The following is a 23416-nucleotide window of genomic DNA, read 5'->3' as shown; positions in this document are numbered from 1 at the left end:
GGACATGACTCCACCTGTCGGGCGCCACGCCTTCCTCGGAGGAGTCGCAGCCCCGGCGTGCTTCCGTACACGCCCCGACCCTGTGCGCCTGTCCAGTAATGACCAGCTCATCCATCAGATGGAGATTTTCCAGACAGCACGGGGGCCTCAGCGAGGACTGAGGGCGCCGCCATGTCGCCGGACGGATCCGGTTCATCCTCCGCCGCCCGTAGCTCTGGAGTGACTTTCGGCTGAATCGGCTTACTCACGCTCGCCACACGGCACAGGTCCCCTGTGGGTGACTTTTCGCGGTGAGTTGTCGAACGGGTCTGGACGGCCGAACGAAAGAATTCCTCCTCAAGCGCATCCGGACAGCCGACTCCAGCGGAATGACCTGTGGTGTCAACCGACGGAGCGATGAGAGGAACCGCATGTGCCTGAATCGGGCGGAACCGTCCGCCGGAGAGCGCCGAGGTGCCTCACAGCCCGCGCCGGCCACCCCGCGGCTTGATCTGCGTCCTCCCGCCGCCGTCTCACCCGGCGCCGGACCTCGGTACCCGCCCGGTTCTGGGCGAGCGGCGGCCGATGAGGTGGACCGCGACGTTCCGGGCGCGGTGAGCCGTGTGCTCGAACAGGTCCTGGGAGAACGGGTCGCCCAGGCTACGGCGGTGGACGCGACCTTCGGCCGGGATGTGGCTGAACGTGTCGAGCGGTTCACGCTCCTGGGTGGGAAGCGACTGCGCTCCCAGTTCCTGTGGTGGGGGATGCGGTTCTGCGCAGGAGAATCCGACGTCAGCGATGTGGACGCGGCGCTGCGTGTCGCCTGCGCCCTGGAACTCGTCCAGACGTGCGCGCTCGTGCACGACGACGTGATGGACGGATCGGCGCTACGCCGCGGCAGACCCGCTGTGCACACCGACTTCGCGACCCAGTACGCCACCGCCCCCGCTTCGGCACTCGGCGTGCCGTTCGGTAAAGCCGCCGCCGTCCTCACCGGAGACCTCGCCCTGGCATGGGCGGACGACGCCATCGCCGACACCGTACTCGCGGCGGATGTCCAGGTACGGGTCCGTCAGGTGTGGCGCGACCTGCGGACGGAGATGGTCGGCGGTCAGTACCTCGACCTGCACGGACAGATCACCGACTCACGATCCATGGCGAGGGCACTGCGGGTGGCTTGCCTGAAGAGCGCCCTTTACACCGTGGAGCGTCCGCTCGCACTCGGAGCCGCGCTGGCCGGAGCGGACCAAGCCACCGTCAGAACTCTTCGCGCCGCAGGTCGCTGCGCCGGCATCGCCTTCCAACTGCGCGACGACCTCCTGAGTGTCTTCGGCGACCCGGAGTACACGGGGAAGCCGGCAGGCGAGGACGTCCGCCAAGGCAAACTCACCTATCTGGTCGCCGTCGCGCGGGCACGTGCCGACGCCGAGGGCGACAGTGCGGCGCTCTCACTTCTCGACGAAGCCCTCGGGGACGCGTCCCTGTCGGAGAGCGGCCTGGCGTCTGTCCGCTCGGTCCTGGTGGCCACCGGCGCCGTGGAGACGGTCGAGAAGAAGATCGATTCGCTGGTCAGCCACAGCGGACGCTGTTTGGCAGCCGCAGGGGGCGAGTACACCGTTCGCCGCAGGCTCGGCGCGCTGTTCCGCACCGTGTCCGGCCCGCCCACCAAGGTGGTGGGCGCCGGCACGTCCGCCATGCCCCTCTCTTCCGCCGCCGTCCAAGGAAGCAGCCGATGAAAACCCTTGAAGGACGCACGGATCACGTCGTCGTGGTGGGAGCCGGGCTCGCCGGCCTGTCCGCCACGTTGCATCTGCTCGGTGCCGGCCGCCACGTCACCTTGGTCGAAAGGGACATGCTTCCCGGTGGCCGGGCCAATCGACTGGATCTCGGCGGCTACCGGATCGACACCGGCCCGACGGTCCTGACGATGCCGGACCTCCTGGACGAGGCGTTCGGCGCCGTGGGGATGTCCCTGCGGGACCGGGTGGAGCTGATCCCTCTGCACCCCGCCTACCGGGCCCGATTCGCCGACGGCAGCGAACTGGACGTGCACACCGGCCCCGAGGCGATGGAGTCGGAGATCGAGCGCTTCGCCGGAGCGGCCGAGGCGGCCGGCTACCGCCGTCTGCGCGACTGGCTCTCGCGCCTGTACACCGTGCAGATGCGCCGTTTCATCGACGCCAACTTCGACTCGCCCCTGCGGCTTCTCCACCCCGACCTGGCACGCCTCGCGGCGCTCGGCGGCTTCGGGCGACTCGACGCCCGTATCGGCCGGTTCCTGTCCGACGAACGCCTGCGCCGGGTCTTCTCCTTCCAGGCCCTCTACGCGGGGGTGGCGCCGGCCCGTGCGCTCGCCGCGTACGCGGTCATCGCCTACATGGACACCGTCGCCGGGGTGTACTTCCCCCGGGGCGGCATGCACACCGTGCCGCAGGCCATGGCGGACGCGGCCACCGAAGCGGGTGCCGATCTGCGGTACGGCCGCGAGGTCGTCCGGCTGGAGCGCTCGGGCGATCGGGTCACGGCTGTCGTCACCGACCAGGAACGCATCGCCTGTGACGCGGTCGTGCTGACCCCTGACCTGCCTGACGCCTACCGGCTGCTCGGCCGCCGGCCGCTTCGCCCCCAGGCGCTGCGCTACTCTCCGTCGGCCGTCGTCCTGCACGCGGGAACAAACCGTACGTGGCATGGACTGGGCCACCACACCATTTCCTTCGGCGCTGCCTGGAAGGAAACGTTCCGCGAACTCACCAGCGCGGGAGCCTTGATGAGCGACCCGTCCTTGCTCATCACCCGGCCGACGGCAACCGATCCGTCCCTCGCACCGCCGGGCCGCCACCTGCACTACATTCTCGCGCCCTGCCCCAACACCGACATCGGACCCGGCACACGGGAGTGGCACGACTTGGCGCCGCGCTACCGGGACGAGCTCCTCAATGTGCTGGACAAGCGTGGCCTCACCGGCATCGGCTCGGCCATCGAGGAAGAGTGCCTGGTCACCCCGGTCGACTGGACGGACCAGGGACATGCTGCGGGAACGCCCTTCTCCGTCGCCCACACCTTCGCGCAGACCGGGCCGTTCCGGCCCCGCAACCTCGTGCGCGGCACGGAGAACGCCGTATTGGCAGGCTGTGGAACCACTCCCGGCGTCGGCGTACCGACCGTGATCATCTCCGGAAAGCTCGCGGCACAGCGTGTCACCGGTCCGCCTCCGCCCTCTTCGGCCCTGGGCCGGCCTCGGCGTGCCTCACGGGAGGACGAGCCGGTATGACCGCCCGTGAACTCGACGCGGCGGGCATCAGGGAGCCCGCCCTGCGTGACGCGTACGCCCGGTGCCGACGTCTCAATGCCCAGCACGGGAAGACGTACTTCCTGGCGACCAGGCTGCTGCCGATCGAGCGTCGCTCCGCCGTCCACGCCCTCTACGGCTTCGCCCGCTGGGCCGACGACATCGTCGACAGCCTCGACAGCGGGCTGACTCCCGCCGAACGGGCCGAGACCCTCGACCGACTCCAGGAGCGGCTCGCCGCAGGGCTGCGCGCCGGGAGCAGCCCCGAACCCGTCGTCCGGGCCCTGGCCCATACCGCGGCCGTGTACGACATCGACCACCAGTACTTCACCGACTTCATGGCCTCCATGCGCAGCGACCTCGATGTGACCGACTACCCGACCTACGCGGACCTGTACCGATATATGCACGGCTCGGCCGCGGTCATCGGACTCCAGATGCTCCCCGTGCTGGGTACGGTCGTCCCGCGGTCCGAGGCGGCTCCGCACGCGGCCGCACTCGGCGTCGCCTTCCAGCTCACCAACTTCCTGCGCGATGTCGGGGAGGATCTCGACCGGGGCCGCGTGTATCTGCCCGCCGACCTGCTCGCCGCACACGGTGTCGACCGTCAGCTTCTGGAACGGGGCAGGGCCGGCGGCAGCCGCGACGCCCGTATCACCGCCGCGCTCAAGGACGCTGTCGGCCTGACGCGGGAGGTCTACCGTCAGGCCGCTCCCGGCCTTGCGATGCTCGACCCGGTCGCCCGCCCATGCATGCGTACCGCGTTCGTCCTCTACGGCGGGATCCTCGACGCAGTCGCCGACGACGGATACGCCGTGCTGCACCGCCGCTCGACCGTCTCCCGCAGACGCCGCGCCGCGGTCGCCTTCGACGGGCTGGCCCGACTCGGCCTGGCACGACTCGGCGCGGCACGCCACGGCGCGGGCGAGACCGGCCCCGCCCTCCCGCACACGGCTCAGGCGGGCCAGGCACGCCCCGTGGCGAACAGCGTGCGAGAGCGCAACCGAGAGGCAGTGACATGACCGACAGCACGCGCCGGCCCCGTTATCCGCTGAGACTGCGACGCGATCCCGTTCGCTGGGAGCAGCAGGCCCCCACCTGGCGCGACGCGAAACCCGGGGTCATCGCCGACGCGCTCCGGCGTGCCAAGGGCCGTCCTTCCGGTAACTGGTATGTCGTGGGAGCGGCGAGCGCCATCACGGCCGGCCGTCCCTTCGGCCGCACCGTTGGCGGGCTCGAAGTGGTCATCTGGCGAGACGCCGCCGGCGGACTGGTGGCGGGTACGGGTGTCTGTCCGCACCTCGGTGCCCCGCTGAAGGACAGCACCGTCCGCTGCGGAGAGCTCATCTGCCACTGGCACGGACTGGCTCTGGACGGAAAGCCGTTCGCCGGCTGGAAGCCCTTCCCCGTGCACGACGACGGACTGCTCGTATGGGTACGCCTCGACCAGGTGGGCGGCGAAGAGCCCTTGGAGCTCCCGGTCGTTCCGGTGCGGCCCCGTCCCGAGGCCGCCGTGGGCGCCGTGTACACCACGTTCGGAGTGTGCGATCCGGACGATGTGGTCGCGAACCGGCTCGACCCGTGGCACGGGGCGTGGCTGCACCCGTACTCCTTCGTCGATCTCACCGTTGTCGGCGCCCCGGCCGACAGCGGCGCCGAGGCCGTCGACGGGTTCTGCGTCGATGTCTCCTTCAAGGTCGCCGGGCGTGCCGTGGTTCCCGTCCGCGCGGTCTTCACCGCCCCCGAGCCGCGCACGGTCGTCATGCACATCACCCAGGGGGAAGGCATGGGATCCGTCGTCGAGACGCATGCCACGCCGCTCGGCCCGGACCGCTCGGGCCGGCCGCGCACGGCCGTCGTCGAAGCGCTTGTGGCGACGTCGGACCGGCCCGGGTTCGGCGTCGCCCGCGCCATGGCTCCCCTGTTGCGCCCGCTCATGCGCACGCTTGCCGGACGGCTGTGGCGCGACGACCTGGCTTACGCGGAGCGGCGCAGTCACTTGCGCAGCACGGGCCGCTTCCCCGGCTGACGGGCCGTCCCCCGGGACGTGGCCCGCTCCCACAAGGGCGACCAGGGGGCGCGACCCGACCGTCAGTGCTTCCCGGTTGCCGCGAGGGCCCGCAGCGCGGCGGAGCGCCCTCGGTCCGGCACCGTCCAGAGTGTCTGCCCGCGTACCCCCCACCGGCGCAGCAGGGCGTTGGCCGCGAGGAAGCCGGTGGTCGCCGCCCGTTCCATCAACGCCACCGGCAGGTCCGTACGCACCAGGTCACCCGCGACAACGACGGCGGGGTCCGGTGTGCGAACCGTAGGCCGGTCCTGGAAACCGCCGACCGGGAACAGCGGGCAGTCCTCACGCCATTCATGGCGTGCGTCGACGATCCGTGCCTCACGCGTCTCGGGGTACACCCGGTACAACTGCTCGATCAACCGGTCCTGTTCGCCTTCTCGGTCGGCGTCCGGACTGACGGCGTAGGCGTGCAGTTCGACCACGGAACCCCCGGTGCGAGTGGTCCAGCGGGCTGCTTCGCCCTCCCAGCGTTCCAGCACGCTGACGTTGTCCAGCGGACCGTAGCCGCTCGTGCCCAGGAAGCCCGCCCGGTGCGCCGCCACCCGGCGGTCGAGCCACAGGCGGGACACCAGGAACGGCGGCGCGGTACGCAACTGGGCGATCCGCGAGCGCCAGGACGGGTCGCACAGCTCAGGTGAGGCGGCGACGACCTGGCGCAGTCCCCCGGTGTCCAGCGCCAGGACGAGTGCGTCGTGACGGTGCGTAGCGCCGCCCGCCGTCACCTCCGTTCCGCCGCCCGCCGACGGTCGTACCCGCTCCACCGCGACGCCGGTGCGCAACCGCGTGCCGTGGCCCGTCAGGTAGCGGCCCAAGGGCTCCCACAGGGCCCGCGGATACGGCTCGTCGGGCACGTCGAAGAGCAGGCCCTCGCTCGACCCGAGGAAGTAGATGTGGAACATGAGGGCCAGTTCGGCGGCCGACAGTTCGTCGGGGTCGGCGAAGAAGCTCCGCGAGAACACTTCGAACGCCAGATGGTGAGCGGCCTCCGGGAACCTGATCCTGGACAAGAAGGTGCGGGCGCTGACCGTGTCCAGCCGTTCGTACACCTCCGGTACGCGCACGTCGAGAAGCGGCAGGGCGGCAGCGGGATTCATCCGCAGCAGATCCCGCCAGCCGAAGGCGGGGCTGAGTGCGACGAACCCGAGCGCGCTCCACGGTGGTGTGCGCGGCACCCTGGCGAAGCTGTCGTACAGCCCGTTGCTGTGGCGCAGCGGATAGTCCGGCAGAGCTGTGAGCATCCCGAGCGTCGGATCCGCCCGGCGCAGCAGTCCCCGCAGGTTGTAGTACTGCCTGAAGAAGGCGTGAAAGCCACGGCTCATCGTCGCCTGCGAGCCGTCGGACAGTTGTGTGGGCCAGCCGGCCAGCCGGCCTCCGAGACTCTGCTCGCGTTCGTACAGCGTGACGTGTGCGCCCCGCTCGGCGAGTGCCGTAGCAGCCGCCAGCCCGGCGATGCCCCCGCCCACCACCGCCACGTCGGGCGCCTCCGCGCCGAACCTGTCCCGGCCCGGCGGCGCTGGGATCCGGTTGGCTCGTCGGTCACGTCCCCGGCGCGGGGTCGAGCTCTCCGGGAGCCGGCGCGGGCTCACCGGTGAGCGGTCGTGCGTGCGGAGGACGGAAGGGACGGCACGCACAGCGGTGCGTCGGGCAGCGGGGGCATATGACGTTCTCCTCCGTCGACAGGGGTGGGAGTTGAGTCCGGTTCGGGCCGCTACGGCGCGGCAGGAGGGCCTTCGGCGGGCCCCCGCGGAGCCGGGCGCCGGCGCAGGAAGGGCAGTTCGGCGAGGGCACGCAGCATCGGAATCACCGGGGTGCTCAGTCCGATGAGAAAGTCCTCCCGTATCCGCGAGCGGCCGTCCAGGAAGCGCAGCAGCCCTTCCGTCGGCACCTCACGGAACAGTTGGGTGAAGAAGTCAGCGCCGTCCATCCGGCCGCTGTCCAGGGCGCGCAGCATCACGGCGTCCATCGTCCGCGAGCGTGCCGAGTGCGGCGGCGGTGGCAGGGGGTCACGGTGCTGGAGCAGCGCCTGGGACACCGCCGCGGCCTGGCGCTGGATCGCGGCGAACGTGTATCCGGTCGAAGGGCGCGTCGCACCGCCTGCCGTTCCGATGCGGAAGACCGAGTCTCCCGCCCTGCGGGGGAACCGTCCGTCCGTCATCGGGATCACGCCCTGTTCGACAGCCGCGATCTCGAACGCGCCGAGGCCGAGGATGTCCTCCGTGTACCCCCGCAGCGCGTGGTCATAGTCGTCGGTGCGCAGGACTGCCGGGGAGAACTCCGTGTACTCGACGAGGGCTTCGCACGGTCCGAGCGGCAGCAGGTAGCCGAAAGACAGTCCGCGGGCCGGCTGGGGCGTTCGGAAGTCCATCAGGTCGGCGACGCGTGGATCGAAGGCCGGCTGGTCCGTACGGACGAACCAGCCTCTGAAGTGCTGCAACAGCGTCGTACGAGCCGGAGGCAGCCGCTTCGGCGGCCGCGAGTCGAAGACCCACCTGGCGCGCAGGCCGACCCGGCGGCCGGATGACGTGTACCCACTGACCTCCGCCCCCTCGGGTGTGTCGGTGACGCTGTCCACGGTGGCTGCCACGCGCCGGCAGCCGTCCGGCCCCGAGAGGCGCTCGTCCACGAGCGCCTCGAAAGCCCGTGAGCGGAGCATCTTGTACCGCAACGGTGCCGGTAGGCCGCTGATGACCGCCCCGTCCCGACCGCGGACGCGCAGTTGCTGCCACGATGCCGCGAGCACCGAGTCGTACGGACCGCCCGGCGCCTCCCAGTAGCACCAGGTGCGCTCCGGCGGACTGTTCGGTCCGCTGGGCGCGTCCACGACGATCACCGAGGGCCGGCGGGGCCCCTGCGCGGGGGCGCAGAGCCGGTAGGCGAGCGACAGTCCGGCCGCTCCCCCGCCCACAATGACGACATCCGCGTCCGTGACGGGCACCCTGATCTCCTTTCCGGCGCACGGGTGTACCGAGCGTCCTCCCTGGCACGGGTGTGCTGCCGATACTTCCCCAGAGCGGGCCTTCACGGATGCAGGCGGGGCTCGTCAGTCTGTGCTTTCGTGCGGCCGGCTCAGGACACCGGGCCACCAGGCGCGTCCGCCGATGTCGCGGACCAGGGCGGGGACCAGCAGAGAGCGGACCACCAGGGTGTCCAGCAGCACGCCGAAGGCCACGATGAAGGCGATCTGGGTCAGGAACGCCAGGGGGATGACAACCAGTGCGGCGAAGGTCGCCGCGAGCACGACACCGGCCGAGGTGATGACCCCGCCGGTGGCGATCAGACCGCGCAGCACGCCTTCCCGCGGGCCGTGTCGGAGCGACTCCTCGCGCACCCGGGTCATCAGGAAGATGTTGTAGTCCACGCCGAGGGCGACGAGGAAGACGAATCCGTACAGCGGCACCGAGGAGTCCGTGCCGCTGAACCCGAAGCCGTGACGGAACACCAGCGCCGAGACCCCGAGCGTCGCGGCGAAGTTGAGCGCGACGGTGGCGACCAGGAGCAGCGGCATCAGCAAGGACCGCAGCAGCCCCACGAGGATGACAAGGATGATCAGCAGCACGACGGGGACGATGACGAGCCGGTCGTGTGCCGCGGTCTTCTGCGTGTCGTACTGCTGAGCTGTGTAACCGCCCACCAGCGTCTGCGGGCCGCCGATGGCCCGCACCGCGTCCCGCAGGCGCTGGACCGTCGCCTTGGCCGCGTCGCTGTCCGGGGCGTCCCGCAGTGTCGCCTCGATCTGTACGCGTCCCGCGACTTCTTGTGGCGGCCCGCCGGGCTTGCCGCCGGCGCCGAGCGGTGTCGCCTCGCTCACGCCGTGGGTGCGGGCCGCCGCGGCTGTCACCGCGCGCTCCTTGGCGGCCGGCGCGATCAGAACGACAGGCTGGCCGGATCCGCCGGGGAAGTGCGCGTCGAGGGACTTCTGCGCCTCGACGGAGGACGCCTTGTTCACGAACGTCTCGTCCAGGGGCACGCCTTCCGAGCGGAGGGTCGGTGCGAAGGCGGCGAAGACCGCGAGCAGGATCAGCGTGCCGGCCCAGACGAGTCGGGGACCGCGGTCGATCCGTGCTGCCACGCGCCGCCACAGCCCGTGCCCGCCGCTGTCGGCGTCGGACGGGCGGGGTTTGGTGGGCCAGTACGCGGCGCGGCCGAGCAGCAGGAGGACGGCGGGGAGGAAGGTCAGCGTGACGAGGACCGCGCACGCGATGCCGATCGCGCCGACGGGCCCCAGCGCGCGGTTGTTGGTGAGGTCGCTCAACAGGAGGGCGAGCAGGCCCAGTGCCACGGTGGCGGCACTGGCGGTGATCGCTGCGACGGAGCGTCGCAGGGCGGCTCGTGCGGCGGCGAACCGGTTGCCCGTCGCGGCGAGTTCCTCCCGGAACCTGGCGGTGAGCAGCAGCGCGTAGTCGGTCGCGGCGCCGATCACCAGGATGGAGAGGATGCCCTGCACCTGTCCGTCGACGCGCACAGCGTTGTGATCGGCCAGCGCGTACACGACCGCGGAGGCAAGCCCCAGGGCGAACACGGCACTGAGAATGATCAGGAAGGGCATCAGGATGCTGCGGTAGACCAGCAGGAGAATCACCAGAACCGCGAGCAGTGCGACGCCGAGCAGCAGACCGTCGATGCCCGCGAACGCGTCGGACAGATCGGCCTGGGTAGCCGCGGGACCTGCCACCTGCGCCCGGGTGCCGGTCACGGAACCGGCGGCGCTCTTCAGCTTCTTGACCACGTCGGGGAGTTCGGTCCCCAGATCGGGCCGGAGCTGGACCACTCCCTGAAGGGCGCGGCCGTCCTGCGAAAGGACGGCGGGAGAGGGCTTGCCCACCACGCCGTTCAACGAGGCCGCGGTCGCCAAGGCCCGGGTCGCCTGGCTGCGCTGGGCGGGATCGACCGAGCCGGTGCCGCTCGTCCACACCACGATGGCCGGCAGCGTCTCGGCCTGGTGGAATTTCTTCTGTTCGTCCAGGACGCGAGTGGATTCCGCGCTCTGTGGCAGGAAGGCGGCCTGGTCGTTGGTCGACACCTCGCTGAGCCTGCCCGCGTACGGCCCGAAGGTCGCGCCGATGCCCATCCAGGCCACGACGAGAACCACCGGGATCAGCCAGCGGACGAATCGCGGGGCGCTTGCCATGAACTCTCCCAGACGGATGCGGTACAGCAATGACTCAACCATGAAGTATCTCAACGATTGAGATTCTATAGACTGTACGCATGCCACACCACGACGAAGGCAAACATGCCGTCAGTGACGAAGCCGACCTCCATGCCTTCGCCGTACAACTGCGCCTCATGAACAGCGAGTTCAACCGGGTGAGCCACGACTTCGCCCAATCCCGCGCCCTGCACCCCACCGACGTGGAGGCACTGGTCGCCATCATGGACGCCCCGTCCTCACAAGGGGCCGCCATGACGCCAAGTGGCCTGCGGGACCATCTGCGGCTCACCTCGGGCGCCGTCAGCGCTTGCCTGGACCGCCTGGAACGCGCCGGGCACATCCGCCGCTCACGTGACGACCAGGACCGCCGCGTCGTCCATCTCGATCACCAGCCGGCCGCCGCGGAAGTGGCGCGCGCCTTCTTCCGGCCCCTGGCGGACAGCACCCAGGCGGCTCTGGCCGGTGTCTCCGCCGATGAGCGGCGCACCATCCTCACGTTCCTCAGCACCCTGAACGCCGAACTCCGCGACCGCCGGGCGGTCCGGGAGACCTGATCGCCGGTGTCATATCCTCACCCGCGCGGGCCTGACGGGCGCTTGCCGTCCCCCGTCACGCGGTCGGCGGATGCGAGTGGTGCGAGGGAACGGCGCGCTTCTTCACGGGCCGCCTTCTCCGGGTGACGCCGACGCCAGTACGGATTGTCGTGGGGAAGTCCGCCGGTGACCCTTCCGTACATACCGAAGGTCAGGATCACCAGGCCCATCACGAAACTGAAGATGACGTTGGACATTCCGAAGTCGAGGAAATTGGCCGGCCGGTCCAGGATGAAGATGTGGACGAATCCGCTGAGCAGGAACAGTGCGCCCACGGTCATGTTGAGGGTCGAGGCGACATTGCCGCCCACCACTGCCCCCGCGACGAGCAAGGCGCCGACGAGCACGGAGATCAGACTCAGGAGCCCGTTCGTGGACAGTCCGGCCACTTTCGCTCCGGTGGTGTTGAAGAAGCTCAGCTGATCGGCGAAGCCAAGGCTGCCGAACAGCAGCAGGATGCCCCCGCACACTGCGGCACCGAGCCGGTAGACCGTCGCGAGTTTGTGGTCCGTCGGCAACTCGTCCTGGAGTTTCATGGGCACTCCTCCACGTCGTCGGTCAAGGCGAACACCGGAAGACTCTCCCGTGACGGCAGACTCCCCCGGCCCCACCGGAACGGCCACTTGCACCGTTCGCGCACCGCCTGTTCTGCGGGACTGCCGCGCCGCCGCGCGAGGACGGGAGCCGCTCACCTGAGGGCGGGAGTCACAGGGCCCCCGCGGGCGCCGAATTCCGCCAGCATGTCCAGTGCCTCCCGCAGACTGTGCGGACGGAGCAAGCCGGGGACCGACGTCCCGCCCCAGCCCGGCCCGGCAAGGAGCACGGCGGTACGGGTACGGGCGCCCTTCACACCCCATCCGGTGGCGGCGATACGCAGGGCCAGCGGACGGTCGGCCGTCGAGTGCGACTGCGACCACAACACGACGGCCGCGGGGCCGATGCGCCGAACCGCTTCGCTGAGGGCCTCGGCCGGCACCGATCCGCCCAGCACTCTCGCCGGCAGGCACAGCTGAGCCATCCCGGCGGCCACTGCCTCAAGGGGCAGGGTGTGCTGGTCACCGTGAACGCAGGCCAGAAGCGCGGGGACGGCGTCGGCAGCCGGGGGCGCTGGGGCCTGGAGCCGGCGCAGGACCGAAGAGATGTGCCAGGACAGCAAGTGCTCCACCTCGACGTAACGGCCGCCGTGGCTCTCCCACTTACGACCGACGGCGCGCAGCGTCGGAGCCATCATCTCGTCCCAGGTGGCGATCAGACCGTGCTGGTCCAGGAAGGAGGTCAGCAGATCTTCGACGAGCGGGGCGTCCAGGCGCCGTGCCGCTCGGGCGAGACCCCGGCACTCGTGGCGCACATCACCGAGCGGCAGACCACTTCCCGATCGACCGCTCCGCACCACGGAGCGAACTGCCGTTGCCACTTCGGTTTCCTGGTGGGCTGAGGGCTCGGCCGAAACCGCGCGAGCGGCCTCGGCCGGCGGCACGCCCGAAGAGGTCAGCCGGCACATCTCTTCCAGTACCGCGATGTCGCGCGGCATCCAGCGCCGGTGACTGCCGCTCTCACGGACCGCCGGTCCAATGCCGTAGCGCCTGTCCCACGAACGCAACGTGGTCGGGGACACTCCCAGTCGGCGTGCCACAGAACCGGTGGTGACACCCGCCTGTCCTGGCCGGCGGTCCTGGTCTTCCCGAGTCACGCTCACCTTCGCACCTTATAGTCGTGTTCGGCACGTTCGGCATTCCGAGGCCCCGAGGAACCCGACAGCCTTGTGCGCTGAGCTACAGCGAGGCAGCGCGTCACGATCACGTTCATGACCTGTGGTCGGTGGCGCCGCGATCCGGCCCTGCGAGTTCGGGCTGGAGGCAGCGGCGCAGGTGATGAAGTCCTCGGCGCACGTGGCTCTTCACAGTCCCCAGCGGCATGCCTGTCCGCTCGGCGATCTGGGTCTGGGTCAGATCCTCGAAGAACGCGAGCCGGAGCACGCTGCGCTGCGCATACGGCAGTTTGTCGAGTTCGTGTGCCACGAAGAGCCGGTCCAAGGACGCTTCGGCCGAAACGGCCGCCGCGTTGGCCGGGGTCACACCGGCCGCCGCCGTTACGAGGTTGCCGTGCCGCGTGCGAGCGGTGAGCGCGTCCGCGATTTTCTTACGGGTGATGCCGACCAACCAGGCGGCCAGTGTGCCGCGTTCAGGACGGAACCCGGCCCTGCCACGCCAGGCGGCGAGGAAGACCTGCTGAGTGACGTCTTCGGCCTCCCGGCCGTCGTTCATCGCACGCGCCGCAAGGGTGTGCACCAGCGATCCCCAACGCCGGAACGCGGCGTCGAACGCCTCCTCGTCGCCGCACCCCGGCGCGGCGACGCAGCGTTCGCTGACTCGGGTGTCTTCGGCGGGCGGGCATGGCGGATTGCTCACAGCCTGCTTCGAGCCGCTGAACGTCATCATCGTCATCCTCCTGCCGGCGCAAGTCCCGACAGGAACCCGAACCGGCCCACATCGCATCGGCCCGCAGGCGCGCGAGCTGGGGTGGGTACGCGTCGTCCCTGCGGTCCCATGTGGGCACCTTCGCCCTTCGCCGTGTGCGCGGCAACTCGCATCGTTTCTGCGTCGAATGGAGTTGGGGTCGCACGCCGCCCAACTGAACCGCGTTCCACGCATGACCGTGTCGAGGCACGGCGCCGCGATGCCGATCGAGGGCGTCCGTTGCCTGAAGGCTTCGGCGGGCACTGGTAGCCCTCCGGCAGATCAGCTCCGTTGTGGTCGACGATCCGGTGCCCACGGCGTACACACTGCCCGCCGCGCCGAGCGACGTCGTCCCATGACGCAGGCGGTCGCCTCCCGTTCCACCATCGTTCAACTCACGGTCCCCGACTTGGATGTACGTCACATCTAAGGTTTTTGATGGTCGGTCAAGGAAGGGACTCATGGACACTCTCCCCGCAGTCCGGGCGCGCGGGATCATCAAGTCGTTCGGTGCGGTCGTCGCACTCGACGGCGTCGATCTCGATGTCACGCAGGGCCAGATCCACGGTCTGGTCGGACCGAACGGCGCGGGCAAGACGACGTTGCTCGGTCTCCTGCTCGGCCTGGCCGTCGCCGACGGCGGCGAACTGGAAATCCTGGGCAGCCGCGTCGGACGCGCGCTCGCCGCCCCCGAGGGTGTCACGGGTTTCGTGGACGGCCCGGGTCTCTACCCGTCGTTGACAGCCCGTCAGAACCTCTCCGCACTGGCCGCTTTGCGCGGCCCGGACACCCCCGCAGCGGAGATCGACGACGTACTCGACCAGGTCGGACTGACCGATGTCGCCGACGACCGGGCCCGTGGTTTCTCCCTCGGGATGCGTCAGAGGCTCGGGCTCGCCGCCGCTCTGCTCAACAAGCCGCAGCTGCTCGTGCTCGACGAGCCGTCCAACGGCCTCGACCCGGCCGGCAAGAGGCACGTCCACGGTGTCCTCGCCCGGCTGGCCGCCGAAGGTACCAGTGTCGTCCTGTCGAGCCACCGTATGGATGACCTTGAGGCCCTGTGCTCCGAGGTCACGATCCTGGCCACCGGGCGGGTCGTCTTCTCCGGGCCGCTGAAAAAGCTGGCCGCCGAGAGCCGTGAACTCGACTACCGGGTGATCACCTCCGACCCGTCGGCGGCCCGCCTGCTGGCGGCGGAAACGGCCGGGGTCAAGGTCGTGGACAACGCCGTCGCCCGGCGCGACACCGAAGTGCTCGTCGTACGGGCCCTGGTTCCCGCCCTCGACGAGTTGGTGGCCCGGATCGTGCGTGCGGGCATCGCGCTGCGCGAGTTCGCCCCGGTGGTGTCGCCGCTGGAGGCGGCGTTCCTCGCCCTCACCGAGCAGCAGGAGGCCGTCCGATGACCGCGACCATCGCCCCCAGCCACGACAGCCACGACGCCGGAGTCCCCGACGAGGTCCGTGCCCCGCGCGCTGTCTCGGTCCTGCGCGGCTATCGGTTCGAGCTGGTCAAGCTCGTCTCGCAGTGGCGGATCCGGCTGGTGATCGTCGTCTGCTGGATCGCGCCGGCGCTCTTCGTCGCCGCGGTCAGCCAGCAGGGCTCGCTGCCCGTCGACACCCTCTTCGGCCGCTGGATGCACGCCACAGGCTGGGCGGGACCGCTGGTGGTGCTCGGCTTCGCGGGCACCTGGGCGCTCCCCCTGCTGACCTCGCTGGTGGCAGGCGACGTGTTTGCCTCCGAGGACCGGCTCGGCACCTGGCGCCATCTGCTCGTGGCCGTCCGGTCACCTCGACGGATCTTCGCCGCGAAGGCTCTCGCCAGTCTCACCGTCATCCTGTTGCTCGTCGTCGGCCTGGTCTGTTCCGGCGCGGTAGGCGGGGTGCTGGCGGTGGGCAACCACCCGCTGGTGGGCCTCGACGGCCATCTGCTGAGCGCGGGTGACGCCGCCTCCCGGGTCTTCCTCGCCTGGGCCTGCGCACTCGCCCCGACCCTGGCCCTCGCGGCGATCGGGCTGCTCGGCTCCGTCACGCTGGGACGCTCGCCCATGGGGCTGTTGCTGCCGGCGCTCGTCGCCCTCGCGATGCAACTCGCCCAGATGCTGCCCCTGCCCGTCGCCGTGCGGCTGGCCCTTCCCGGCTACGCCTTCATCTCCTGGAACGGCCTGTTCACCAGTACCGCGCAGCTCGGCCCTCTCTTGATCGGCATCGTGGTCAGCGTCGTATGGGCCGTGGTCGCGACCGCCCTGGCGTATGTGCTGTTCCTGCGAAGGGACTTCACCAACCTGACCGACGACAGCTCGCCCCGCCGTGCGCTCGTCGCCGGGGTGCTGCCCCTCGCGGGACTGCTCGCCGTGACGATCGGCGTCGTCGCCGTGGCGACCACGGCCAAGGGCTCGGGCATCGAGCAGATCAAGGTTGAGCGCTCGGTCGCGACGGCGTTCGCCCATCTCTACCCGCAGCAGGCCGACGAGCTCAACCGCCCCGCCGTCACCGAGGCGCAGTTGAAGGCGAGTGCGGCGTGCACGAAGGGCGACGTCGCGGACGGTGCGCAGGGCGCCGGCAACGACTGGCGGTGCGTCGTCTCCTGGCACCTTCCCGATGTGGCAGCCACCGGCACGGCCATCTACCAGCTGGACGTCACACCGGACGGGCGGTACGTCGCCGACGGCGACGGGCCGAAGGAAGTGAACGGCTACTTCCTGGTACGCACCCCGATCGGGGACGCGCCGAATCCGCTGTGGCAGTTCGACGGCAATGTCGAACTGCTCGGCACCACGAAGGGATGACTCCATGCAGGTAACGCGCCGCAGGCGTGTCGACAAGCAGCGGCCCGGGGTGCTCGGCAGACGCATCGGCCGCGTCCCCCTGGTGACGGCCGGCATCGTCGCCGTCGCTGTCGCGGCCGGGGGCACTGCCTTCGCCCGGACGGATCAGTTCGGCACCCAGCAGGTCGGCCAGACCACCGCCAAGGGCCAGGTCATCTCCAGCGACCAGTACATCGCCCCGTACGGCGACCGTCTCGTCGTCAACGACGGCAAGATCATGTCGTCGACGGTCAGCCCGGACGGCACTCATCTCGCGGCCTCGGTCACCGACGGCGGCGGTGTGCTGTCGATCGTGGACCTGAAGGGCTGGAAGACGCAGCAGCTCGTCGGCAGCGGCGCCACGTCGGTTCCGCGCGTCACGGGCAACGACGTGGGCCAGGAAGGCCCGACGTACTCGCCCGACGGCAAGCAGCTGTGGCTGGGCCGCACGGACGGCTACACCAAGTTCACCGTGAACGCGGACGGCAGTGTCACCAACCCGGTCACCGTCCCGATCCCGGCGGACGGGCCCAAGCACGCGCTCGTCGGCGCGGCCGTGTTCTCGGCGGACGGGGCGACCGTGTACGCGGCGGTCAACGGACAGAACCGGGTCGTGGCCATCAACGCGGCGACCGGCGCCGTCCAGCAGAGCTGGCCGGTGGGCAACGCGCCGCGCGGCATGGTCCAGGTCGGCAACAGCCTGTACGTCAGCAACGAGGGCGGCCGCCCGGCGCGACCCGGCGAGACCACGATCAACTCGTACAACACGCAGGTGCCGGCCGACCCGGTGACCGGGGCCACGACCACCGGCACGGTCAGCGTCATCAACGTGAAGAAGCCGGCCGCCGCCGTCAAGACCGTCGCCGTCGGTCTGCACCCGACGGCGCTGTACGCGAAGAAGGGCGCGGTGTTCGTCACCAACACCGCCAGCAACGACGTGTCGGTCATCAAGACCGCCAACAACAAGGTCGTGCAGACCATTGCCACCCGCCCCTGGCCGGAGGCGTCCGTGGGCTACGAGCCCGACGCGGTGACACTCACCGACGACGGCCACCTGCTGGTGACGCTCGGCCGCGCCAACGCGGTCGCCGTCTACCGGTACACCAGCCCCCAGGAGCCGGTCAGTTACGTCGGTTTGCTGCCCACCGACTACTTCCCGGCGGAGATCGCGACCGTCGGCAAGCAGGTGGTGGTCTCCAACACCCGTGGTGTCGACGCCCGTCGCCCCACCACCGCCGCCGGGCACGGCACCCACGACACGACGTCCAGCCTGACCCGCTTCACGCTGCCCAGCGACAAGACCGTCAAGTCCCAGACGGACAAGGTCTTCAAGCAGAACGGCTGGACCAGCGGCTCGGTCAAGCTGGCCAAGGGGAAGAGCAAGGCGAAGCCCGTACCCGTCCCGGTGAAGCTAGGCGACCCTTCGACGATCAAGCACGTGTTCCTGCTGGTCAAGGAGAACCGGACCTACGACCAGGTCCTCGGTGACATGCCGCAGGGCAACGGAGATCCTTCGCTGACGCAGTTCGGCGAGAACGTGACGCCCAACCAGCACGCGCTCTCCGAGCAGTTCGGCCTGTACGACAACACGTACGACATCGGCACGAACTCCGCCGAGGGGCACAACTGGCTGATGCAGTCGGACAATCCCGAGTACACCGAGTCCTCCGCCGGCGAGTACCTGCGCAGTTACGACACCGAGGACGACGCCCTCGGCCACCAGAAGTCCGGCTTCCTCTGGAGCGGCGCGCAGGCGGCCGGCAAGTCGGTGCGGGACTTCGGCGAGTTCCACCAGTTCCTGACCAAGCCGACCGGTTCGAGCTGGCAGAACCTGTACTGCGACACCAAGAACATGGCAGCGACGGGGCAGCCGAGCGCGTACTCATTGGTCTCCTCGTCACCGATCCCCTCGCTCAACAGCGTCTCGGTACCGGCCTTCCCGAAGTTCGACACCAGCGTCCCGGACGTGTACCGGGAGGAGATCTGGAAGCAGGACTTCGAGAAGAACGGCCCGGCGAACCTGAACATGTTCTGGCTCTCCAGCGACCACACCGGTGGCCCCGCGGGCCCGGCGGCCCAGGTCGCCGACAACGACCTCGCGGTCGGCAAGATGGTCGACGAGATCTCGCACAGCAAGTACTGGAAGGACTCGGCGATCTTCGTCGTCGAGGACGACTCGCAGGCCGGCCTCGACCATGTCGACGGCCACCGCGCACCGATCCAGATCATCAGCCCGTACGCCCAGCGCGGCGCCGTCGACAGCCACTACTACTCGCAGATCACGATGATCCGCACCATCGAGCAGATCCTCGGGATCCACCCGATGAACCAGAAGGACAGCGCGGCCACCCCGATGACCGGGGCGTTCACCAAGAAGGCGAACACCAAGCCCTTCAACGCCCTGGCCAACCGGACCTCGCTGACCGACGGCCTGGCGACCCCGCCCACCTGTGGCCTGGACACCCCGGCGCCGCAGGACCCGACTGCTGCGGCCGTGCCGACGACCAAGGTCCCGGCCGGCATGAAGCCGCTCGCCTCGCAGTGGAACAGTTGGAAGTCGCACCAGCGGCTGACCGGCCCCAACGCGGTGCCCGACTACGCCAACCCGGCGCAGCTGAATCACCTCACCTGGTACCAGACGCACAACTGGAGCCGGCCCTATCCCGGCGAGAAGAAGATCTTCGCGCCCAAGGACGTGCCCGGCGCCTACATCCCGTCCGCCGAATCCGACGGCTGACCCGGGGCCTGCGACGGACCGCTCGACGGGAAGGGCCCTGACCGGCGTCGCCGGTCAGGGCCCTTCGTGGTGTGACATCGCCCAGGGTCGGTCCGCCGCCGAAGACCCAGGCGGAGAACCGGGTTACGTCAGGCCCGATCCGTTCGCTGTGTTCCGCGGAGTGCGGTGCAGGTGCCGGAGGTGAGGATTTCCGCCCGTTGTCCTTCGCGGGACACTGGTGTCCCGCTGGGACTCTTCCTCGCAGAAAAAGCCTTGGTCAGCGCCGCAGAGCCCGTGATAGACCGAAGGGCCTGCCACATCCGATTCCGGAGTTCTCATGCGTCGTCTCGCCGTCTTTCTCGCCTCGTCCAACGGACACGACCCGGCGCACGCCGCGCTGGCCGCCGGCGTTGGCACAGAGCTGGCCCGTCAAGGCATCGGCATCGTCTACGGCGGTGGCCGCCGGGGCCTGATGGGCGTGGTGGCGGACAGCGCGCTCAAGGCGGGTGGCGAAGTCATCGGTGTCATGCCGCGCAGCATGATCGAACGGGAGTGGGCGCACGAAGGCGTGACGGAGCTGCTCATGTGCGACTCGATGCATGAGCGCAAGGCGCTCATGGCCGAGCATGCCGACGCCTTCGTCGCCCTGCCCGGCGGTCTCGGCACCCTGGAGGAGATCTTCGAGGTGTGGTCCTGGCGGCAGCTCGGATTCCACACCAAGCCCATCGGCTTCCTTGACGCCGGAGGCTTCTGGACGCCGCTGCTCAGCGCCCTGCGCGACATCGCCGACTCTGGCTTCCTCCCTCCATCCACGCTGGACGACCTCGCCGTTGCCCCCGATCTGCCCGGTTTGCTGGAAGCGCTGCAGGAGCGGCTCCGCAGCACCCCGCAGCCCGCGCACGGGGAGAATCTTCGGTAGCCGATCAGGCTGGCAGCGCAGCCGCAGCCCGCGGCGTCGACTACACCCCGTTCATCGGGCAGGGTCGTCGGGAAGCAACGGACGCATGAAGGTGCGGTCATAGCGCACTACACATCCGCTGTCGTCGCGAATGCGGTCCGCCTCGATGAACTCAGGGTCCTGGCCAAACAGTTGTCGGTACTCCTCGTAGACAGCGAGACTGGGAAAGCTGAACAGGGCCAGAGCCTCGTCGCTCGCCCCCTCCGCGGGTAGGAAGTAGCCGTGGTGCGTACCACCGTGCGCCTGCACCAGTTCCATCCAGCGGCGACCGAACTGCTCGAAAGACGCGATCTTCTTCGGGTCGATGACGTATCGCACGACGCATGTGATCATGAATCAAGACTAAAGTCCCTTCGCACAGATCACCGGCCTGACTCGGCAGACTAGAAGGCGTAGCGGATGCGGAGCCAGGGCGCGTGTGCGGCGATGAGTTCGCCGAGTCGGGTCACTGCGGCGTGCTTGACCGGGCCGCGATAGCGCAGGTTGGTGTCGCCGTTCTGCGAGCGCTTGGGTTCCTGGACGGGCGGCTGCCACAGGACGTCCTCGGCGCGTGGGTGCCATCCCAGGTTGACCTCGTGCAGGTCCTCGTTGTGGGTCAGCATGATCACCTCGGCCGCCGCCTGGGCCTTGACGGCCTGCGGCAGTACGTCGTCCATCTGCCGGAGCAGCTCGGCCCAGGCGCTCTCCCATCCGGGGCGCAGGACGACGGGTGAGAGGTTGAAGTGCACTTCGTAGCCCGCTTCGAGGAGGTCGCCCGCTGTGGCGATGCGCTCGGGCACCGGGGTGGTGCGGATGTCCAGCAGGCGGGAATCGACCGGGGGCATCACCGACAGCCGCACCCGGGTACGCCCCTGCGGGTCGTACGCGAGCAGTGCCGGGTTGACGTACTTGGTCGCGAAGGACGCCTTGGCTGTGGGCCAGTGGCGGAAGGCGGCGACGAGGTCGAGAGTGTTGTCGCTGATGAGCGCATCGGCGGAGCAGTCGCCGTTCTCGCCGATGTCGTAGACCCAGGCGTGCGGATCGCACTGGTTCGGTTCCCGTTTGTGGCCCTGGCGGGCGATGTGACGACCGAGGTGGGCGACGACGTCGCGGGGGTTGGTGAAGACGGTGATCGGGTTCGCGTAGCCCTTGCGCCGGGGTACGTAGCAGTAGGCGCAGGCCATCGTGCAGCCGTTGGACAGACCGGGGGCGATCCAGTCGGCGGAGCGGCCGTTGGGACGGATGGTGAACGTTTTGCGCACTCCGAGCACCAGCACCTCGGTCTTGACCCGGACCCAGCGGCTGATGTTGCCTTCGTTGCCGTGCAGGTGAGGGATGCGCCAGTGCGAGGCGACCTCGACGACACGGGCCTGCGGGAAGCGGGCCAGGATCTCGCTGCCCCGGTCGGAGGCCATGGCCTGCGGCTCCGCGTGGATCTCGCGGATGTCCAGCAGCGCGCGGGCGGCCGGGACGGCAGGGGGTTCCGGGCGGCGATGGGTGGTCGGCAGTACGAGATCGTCCGGGCCGAAGAGCGCGTCCGGCTGCGGCGGCTCGTCGGGGCGGGGCGTCATGCGGACTCCCAAGATCGGTCGAGTGGTCCCTGTCCCGTGCCAGGAGGTCCCTGTCCCGTGCCAGGACGTGCCGTACGAGGGATGGCGCGCCCACGCGGACAGTCCCGTCCCCGGCCGACAGGTGCCTTCGCGTGGTTCACGGCGCCTGTCCGCCGCGTGCGTCTGCCTGCTTCAGGAGTTCGGGCAGGTCCTTCAGCCGGTCCAGGCCCTGGACGGCTCGGGCCATCCGGTGGTTGCCGGCCAGTTCCGCCCGATGGCGGTGCAGGAAGGCCCAGTAGCCGGTGCTGTACGGGCAGGCGCGCTCGCCGACGCGATCGGTGGGCCTGTACGCGCAGGGGCCGCACAGATCGCTCATCCGGTGAATGTACGCGCCGCCGGACGTGTACGGCTTGGTGGTCATCATGCCGCCGTCGGCGTACTGCGACATGCCCACGACATTGGGCAGCATCACCCAGTCGTAGCCGTCCACGAAGCAGCGGTGGAACCAGTCGGTGACTGCCGCCGGGTCCCAGCCGTCCTGGAGCGCGCGGCTGCCGAGCACCATCAGGCGCGGGATGTGGTGGGTCCAACCGGTGTCGCGCACCTGGGCCAGCACCGTGGACAGGCAGTTCGCCGTGACCGCGTCGGCGTCCAGATCGAGGAACCAGCCGGGCAGCGGCTCGCGGTGTCCCAGCGCGTTGCGACCCCGGTACTCCTCACCGAAGTGCCAGTACAACTGCCAGACATACTCGCGCCAGCCGGCGATCTGCCGGACGAAGCCCTCGACGCTGTTGAGCGGCGCGTCACCGGCGCGCCAGGCGCTCTCGGCACGCTCCACACACTCGGCAGGATCGAGCAGCCCCAGATTGAGCGAACTCGACAGCAGGCTGTGGCTCATCACGGGGTCGGCGGCGAGCATGGCGTCCTCGTAACGGCCGAAGTCGCGCAGCCGGTGGCCGGTGAAGTGCCGCAGCGCGGCCAGCGCCTCGCGCCGGGTGACCGGGAAACGCCGTGGTCCGTCACGGCCGACGAAGGAGACGTCGCCGTCGCTCTCCCAGCGGTCGAGGTCGCGGCGGACCTCCGCGTCGATCTCGTCCTCCTCCGGGCTCCACGGCCGCGCCACGTCCAGGGCTGCGGCTCCGCGCGGTGGGGGCTCGCGGTTGTCGTGGTCGAGGTTCCACCGGCCGCCCGCGGGCTCGCCGGCGTCCATCAGCAGGTCGTGTTGCGTGCGGACCCACCGGTAGAAACCCTCCATCCGCAGTCCGCCGGCGTGCCCTTCCGCCCATCGCGCGAAGTCGGCGTGCGGCACCAGAAAGCCCTTCGCGGGCAGCACCTGCACCCGCTCCAGGGAGGTGACCAGGGCCAGCGCGGCACGTGAGGTCGGATGACAGACCGTCAGCCGGTCCCTGCCACGGCCCGGCACCTCGGCCAGTCCCTGCGTATACGTCTCCGCGCGAACGTACCGGACCCTGTCCCCCAGTTCGGCCGCACGGTGCCGCATCGCGGACAGCACCAGATGCGCCTTCGCCCGGTGGAAGCGCCGCCGGCGCAGCACGGAACGCGCCTCGATCATCACCACCGGGGCGTCACGGTCGGGCCCGTCGTGCCGCGGGTCCAGGAAGTGCGGACCGAGCTGGTCGCCGAAGAGCCAGTGCGTACGGGGTGCCATGGAAGTCCTGCCGGTAGCCGGCCCGGTGGACGCGTCCGCGTATCCGTCCACCGGCGCCTGGACCAGGCTACGGTCGGCGGCGAACGGACGGCGGTCGCCGCGCCCGGGCCGGTGACGGTCCGCCGCAGTTCAGCGGATCGGGAGCGTTTCCTGGCGGGCCGTTGCCGACGAACTCCGCACCTCCGTCGGGACGGCGCTGGCGCA

General features: G+C 69.9%; 18 protein-coding genes and 1 pseudogene. 9 read left to right on the top strand and 10 right to left on the bottom strand.

Going from position 1 to position 23416, the window contains the following annotated elements; translation table 11 throughout:
• Nucleotides 1–602: 602 nt before the first annotated feature.
• The 4 genes from OHS57_RS36675 to OHS57_RS36660 are packed head-to-tail and all read left to right on the top strand — an operon-like array spanning nt 603 to nt 5297.
• A complete protein-coding gene (locus OHS57_RS36675; RefSeq protein ID WP_328584816.1) occupies nt 603–1715 on the top strand; it encodes a polyprenyl synthetase family protein in 1113 nt (370 codons plus the stop codon).
• On the top strand, nt 1712–3250 hold the full coding sequence (locus OHS57_RS36670; protein ID WP_328584815.1) for a phytoene desaturase: 1539 nt from the start codon (nt 1712–1714) through the stop codon (nt 3248–3250). The genes OHS57_RS36675 and OHS57_RS36670 overlap by 4 nt, the downstream gene beginning before the upstream one ends.
• Entirely contained in the window at nt 3247–4290 is a 1044-nt protein-coding gene (locus tag OHS57_RS36665) for a phytoene/squalene synthase family protein (RefSeq protein WP_328584814.1), read from the top strand. Before OHS57_RS36670 ends, OHS57_RS36665 begins: the two co-directional genes overlap by 4 nt.
• The gene (locus OHS57_RS36660; protein WP_328584813.1) at nt 4287–5297 is read left to right on the top strand and encodes a DUF5914 domain-containing protein; all 1011 of its coding nucleotides are present in this window, start codon (nt 4287–4289) and stop codon (nt 5295–5297) included. The genes OHS57_RS36665 and OHS57_RS36660 overlap by 4 nt, the downstream gene beginning before the upstream one ends.
• Nucleotides 5298–5359: 62 nt before the next feature.
• Here OHS57_RS36660 and OHS57_RS36655 read toward each other — a convergent pair whose 3' ends face one another.
• The 3 genes from OHS57_RS36655 to OHS57_RS36645 form a co-directional block, all read right to left on the bottom strand.
• Nucleotides 5360–6922 (bottom strand): FAD-dependent oxidoreductase, encoded by a 1563-nt coding sequence (locus OHS57_RS36655; protein WP_328584812.1) that lies wholly within the window; start codon nt 6920–6922, stop codon nt 5360–5362.
• A gap of 122 nt (nt 6923–7044) precedes the next feature.
• Complete coding sequence (locus tag OHS57_RS36650) at nt 7045–8271, bottom strand: lycopene cyclase family protein (protein ID WP_328584811.1); 1227 nt, start codon at nt 8269–8271, stop codon at nt 7045–7047.
• A gap of 105 nt (nt 8272–8376) precedes the next feature.
• Nucleotides 8377–10464 carry an MMPL family transporter gene (locus tag OHS57_RS36645; protein ID WP_328584810.1) on the bottom strand — a complete coding sequence of 696 codons (2088 nt, stop codon included), beginning with the start codon at nt 10462–10464 and terminating at the stop codon, nt 8377–8379.
• Between the two features lie 80 nt (nt 10465–10544).
• Here OHS57_RS36645 and OHS57_RS36640 point away from each other — a divergent pair, with 80 nt between their 5' ends.
• The gene (locus OHS57_RS36640; protein WP_328584809.1) at nt 10545–11042 is read left to right on the top strand and encodes a MarR family winged helix-turn-helix transcriptional regulator; all 498 of its coding nucleotides are present in this window, start codon (nt 10545–10547) and stop codon (nt 11040–11042) included.
• A 17-nt stretch (nt 11043–11059) separates the two neighbouring features.
• Here the strand turns inward: OHS57_RS36640 and OHS57_RS36635 are convergent, their stop codons facing one another.
• The 4 genes and pseudogenes from OHS57_RS36635 to OHS57_RS36620 form a co-directional block, all read right to left on the bottom strand.
• Complete coding sequence (locus OHS57_RS36635) at nt 11060–11617, bottom strand: DUF4383 domain-containing protein (protein ID WP_328584808.1); 558 nt, start codon at nt 11615–11617, stop codon at nt 11060–11062.
• A 152-nt stretch (nt 11618–11769) separates the two neighbouring features.
• The gene (locus tag OHS57_RS36630) at nt 11770–12495 is read right to left on the bottom strand and encodes a B12-binding domain-containing protein (RefSeq protein WP_328585248.1); all 726 of its coding nucleotides are present in this window, start codon (nt 12493–12495) and stop codon (nt 11770–11772) included.
• 90 nt (nt 12496–12585) lie between these two features.
• Nucleotides 12586–12696: pseudogene (locus tag OHS57_RS36625) on the bottom strand (MerR family transcriptional regulator); the annotation flags it as partial.
• Nucleotides 12697–12883: 187 nt separating this feature from the next.
• Complete coding sequence (locus tag OHS57_RS36620; RefSeq protein WP_443043126.1) at nt 12884–13516, bottom strand: RNA polymerase sigma factor; 633 nt, start codon at nt 13514–13516, stop codon at nt 12884–12886.
• Nucleotides 13517–13998: 482 nt separating this feature from the next.
• Between OHS57_RS36620 and OHS57_RS36615 the strand changes: the two genes are divergently transcribed.
• The 4 genes from OHS57_RS36615 (at nt 13999) to OHS57_RS36600 (ending at nt 19975) form a co-directional block, all read left to right on the top strand.
• The gene (locus OHS57_RS36615; protein WP_328584806.1) at nt 13999–14940 is read left to right on the top strand and encodes an ABC transporter ATP-binding protein; all 942 of its coding nucleotides are present in this window, start codon (nt 13999–14001) and stop codon (nt 14938–14940) included.
• Entirely contained in the window at nt 14937–16322 is a 1386-nt protein-coding gene (locus tag OHS57_RS36610; protein ID WP_328584805.1) for an ABC transporter permease, read from the top strand. The genes OHS57_RS36615 and OHS57_RS36610 overlap by 4 nt, the downstream gene beginning before the upstream one ends.
• 4 nt (nt 16323–16326) lie before the next feature.
• Nucleotides 16327–19077 (top strand): alkaline phosphatase family protein, encoded by a 2751-nt coding sequence (locus OHS57_RS36605; RefSeq protein WP_328584804.1) that lies wholly within the window; start codon nt 16327–16329, stop codon nt 19075–19077.
• A gap of 316 nt (nt 19078–19393) precedes the next feature.
• Nucleotides 19394–19975, top strand: coding sequence for a TIGR00730 family Rossman fold protein (locus tag OHS57_RS36600; protein ID WP_328584803.1), 582 nt, complete (start codon nt 19394–19396; stop codon nt 19973–19975).
• A 51-nt stretch (nt 19976–20026) separates the two neighbouring features.
• Here OHS57_RS36600 and OHS57_RS36595 read toward each other — a convergent pair whose 3' ends face one another.
• The 3 genes from OHS57_RS36595 to OHS57_RS36585 all read right to left on the bottom strand — a co-directional run bounded on the left by OHS57_RS36595 (nt 20027) and on the right by OHS57_RS36585 (nt 23212).
• On the bottom strand, nt 20027–20347 hold the full coding sequence (locus tag OHS57_RS36595) for an NIPSNAP family protein (RefSeq protein WP_328584802.1): 321 nt from the start codon (nt 20345–20347) through the stop codon (nt 20027–20029).
• 50 nt (nt 20348–20397) lie between these two features.
• Nucleotides 20398–21564, bottom strand: a complete 1167-nt coding sequence (locus OHS57_RS36590) for a spore photoproduct lyase family protein (RefSeq protein ID WP_328584801.1) — start codon at nt 21562–21564, stop codon at nt 20398–20400.
• 136 nt (nt 21565–21700) lie between these two features.
• The gene (locus OHS57_RS36585; RefSeq protein ID WP_328584800.1) at nt 21701–23212 is read right to left on the bottom strand and encodes a cryptochrome/photolyase family protein; all 1512 of its coding nucleotides are present in this window, start codon (nt 23210–23212) and stop codon (nt 21701–21703) included.
• Nucleotides 23213–23416 lie beyond the last annotated feature (204 nt).

Source organism: Streptomyces sp. NBC_00370 (genome assembly GCF_036084755.1).
Taxonomy (GTDB): Bacteria; Actinomycetota; Actinomycetes; order Streptomycetales; family Streptomycetaceae; genus Streptomyces.
This window is presented reverse-complemented; position numbering and strand designations above follow the sequence as displayed.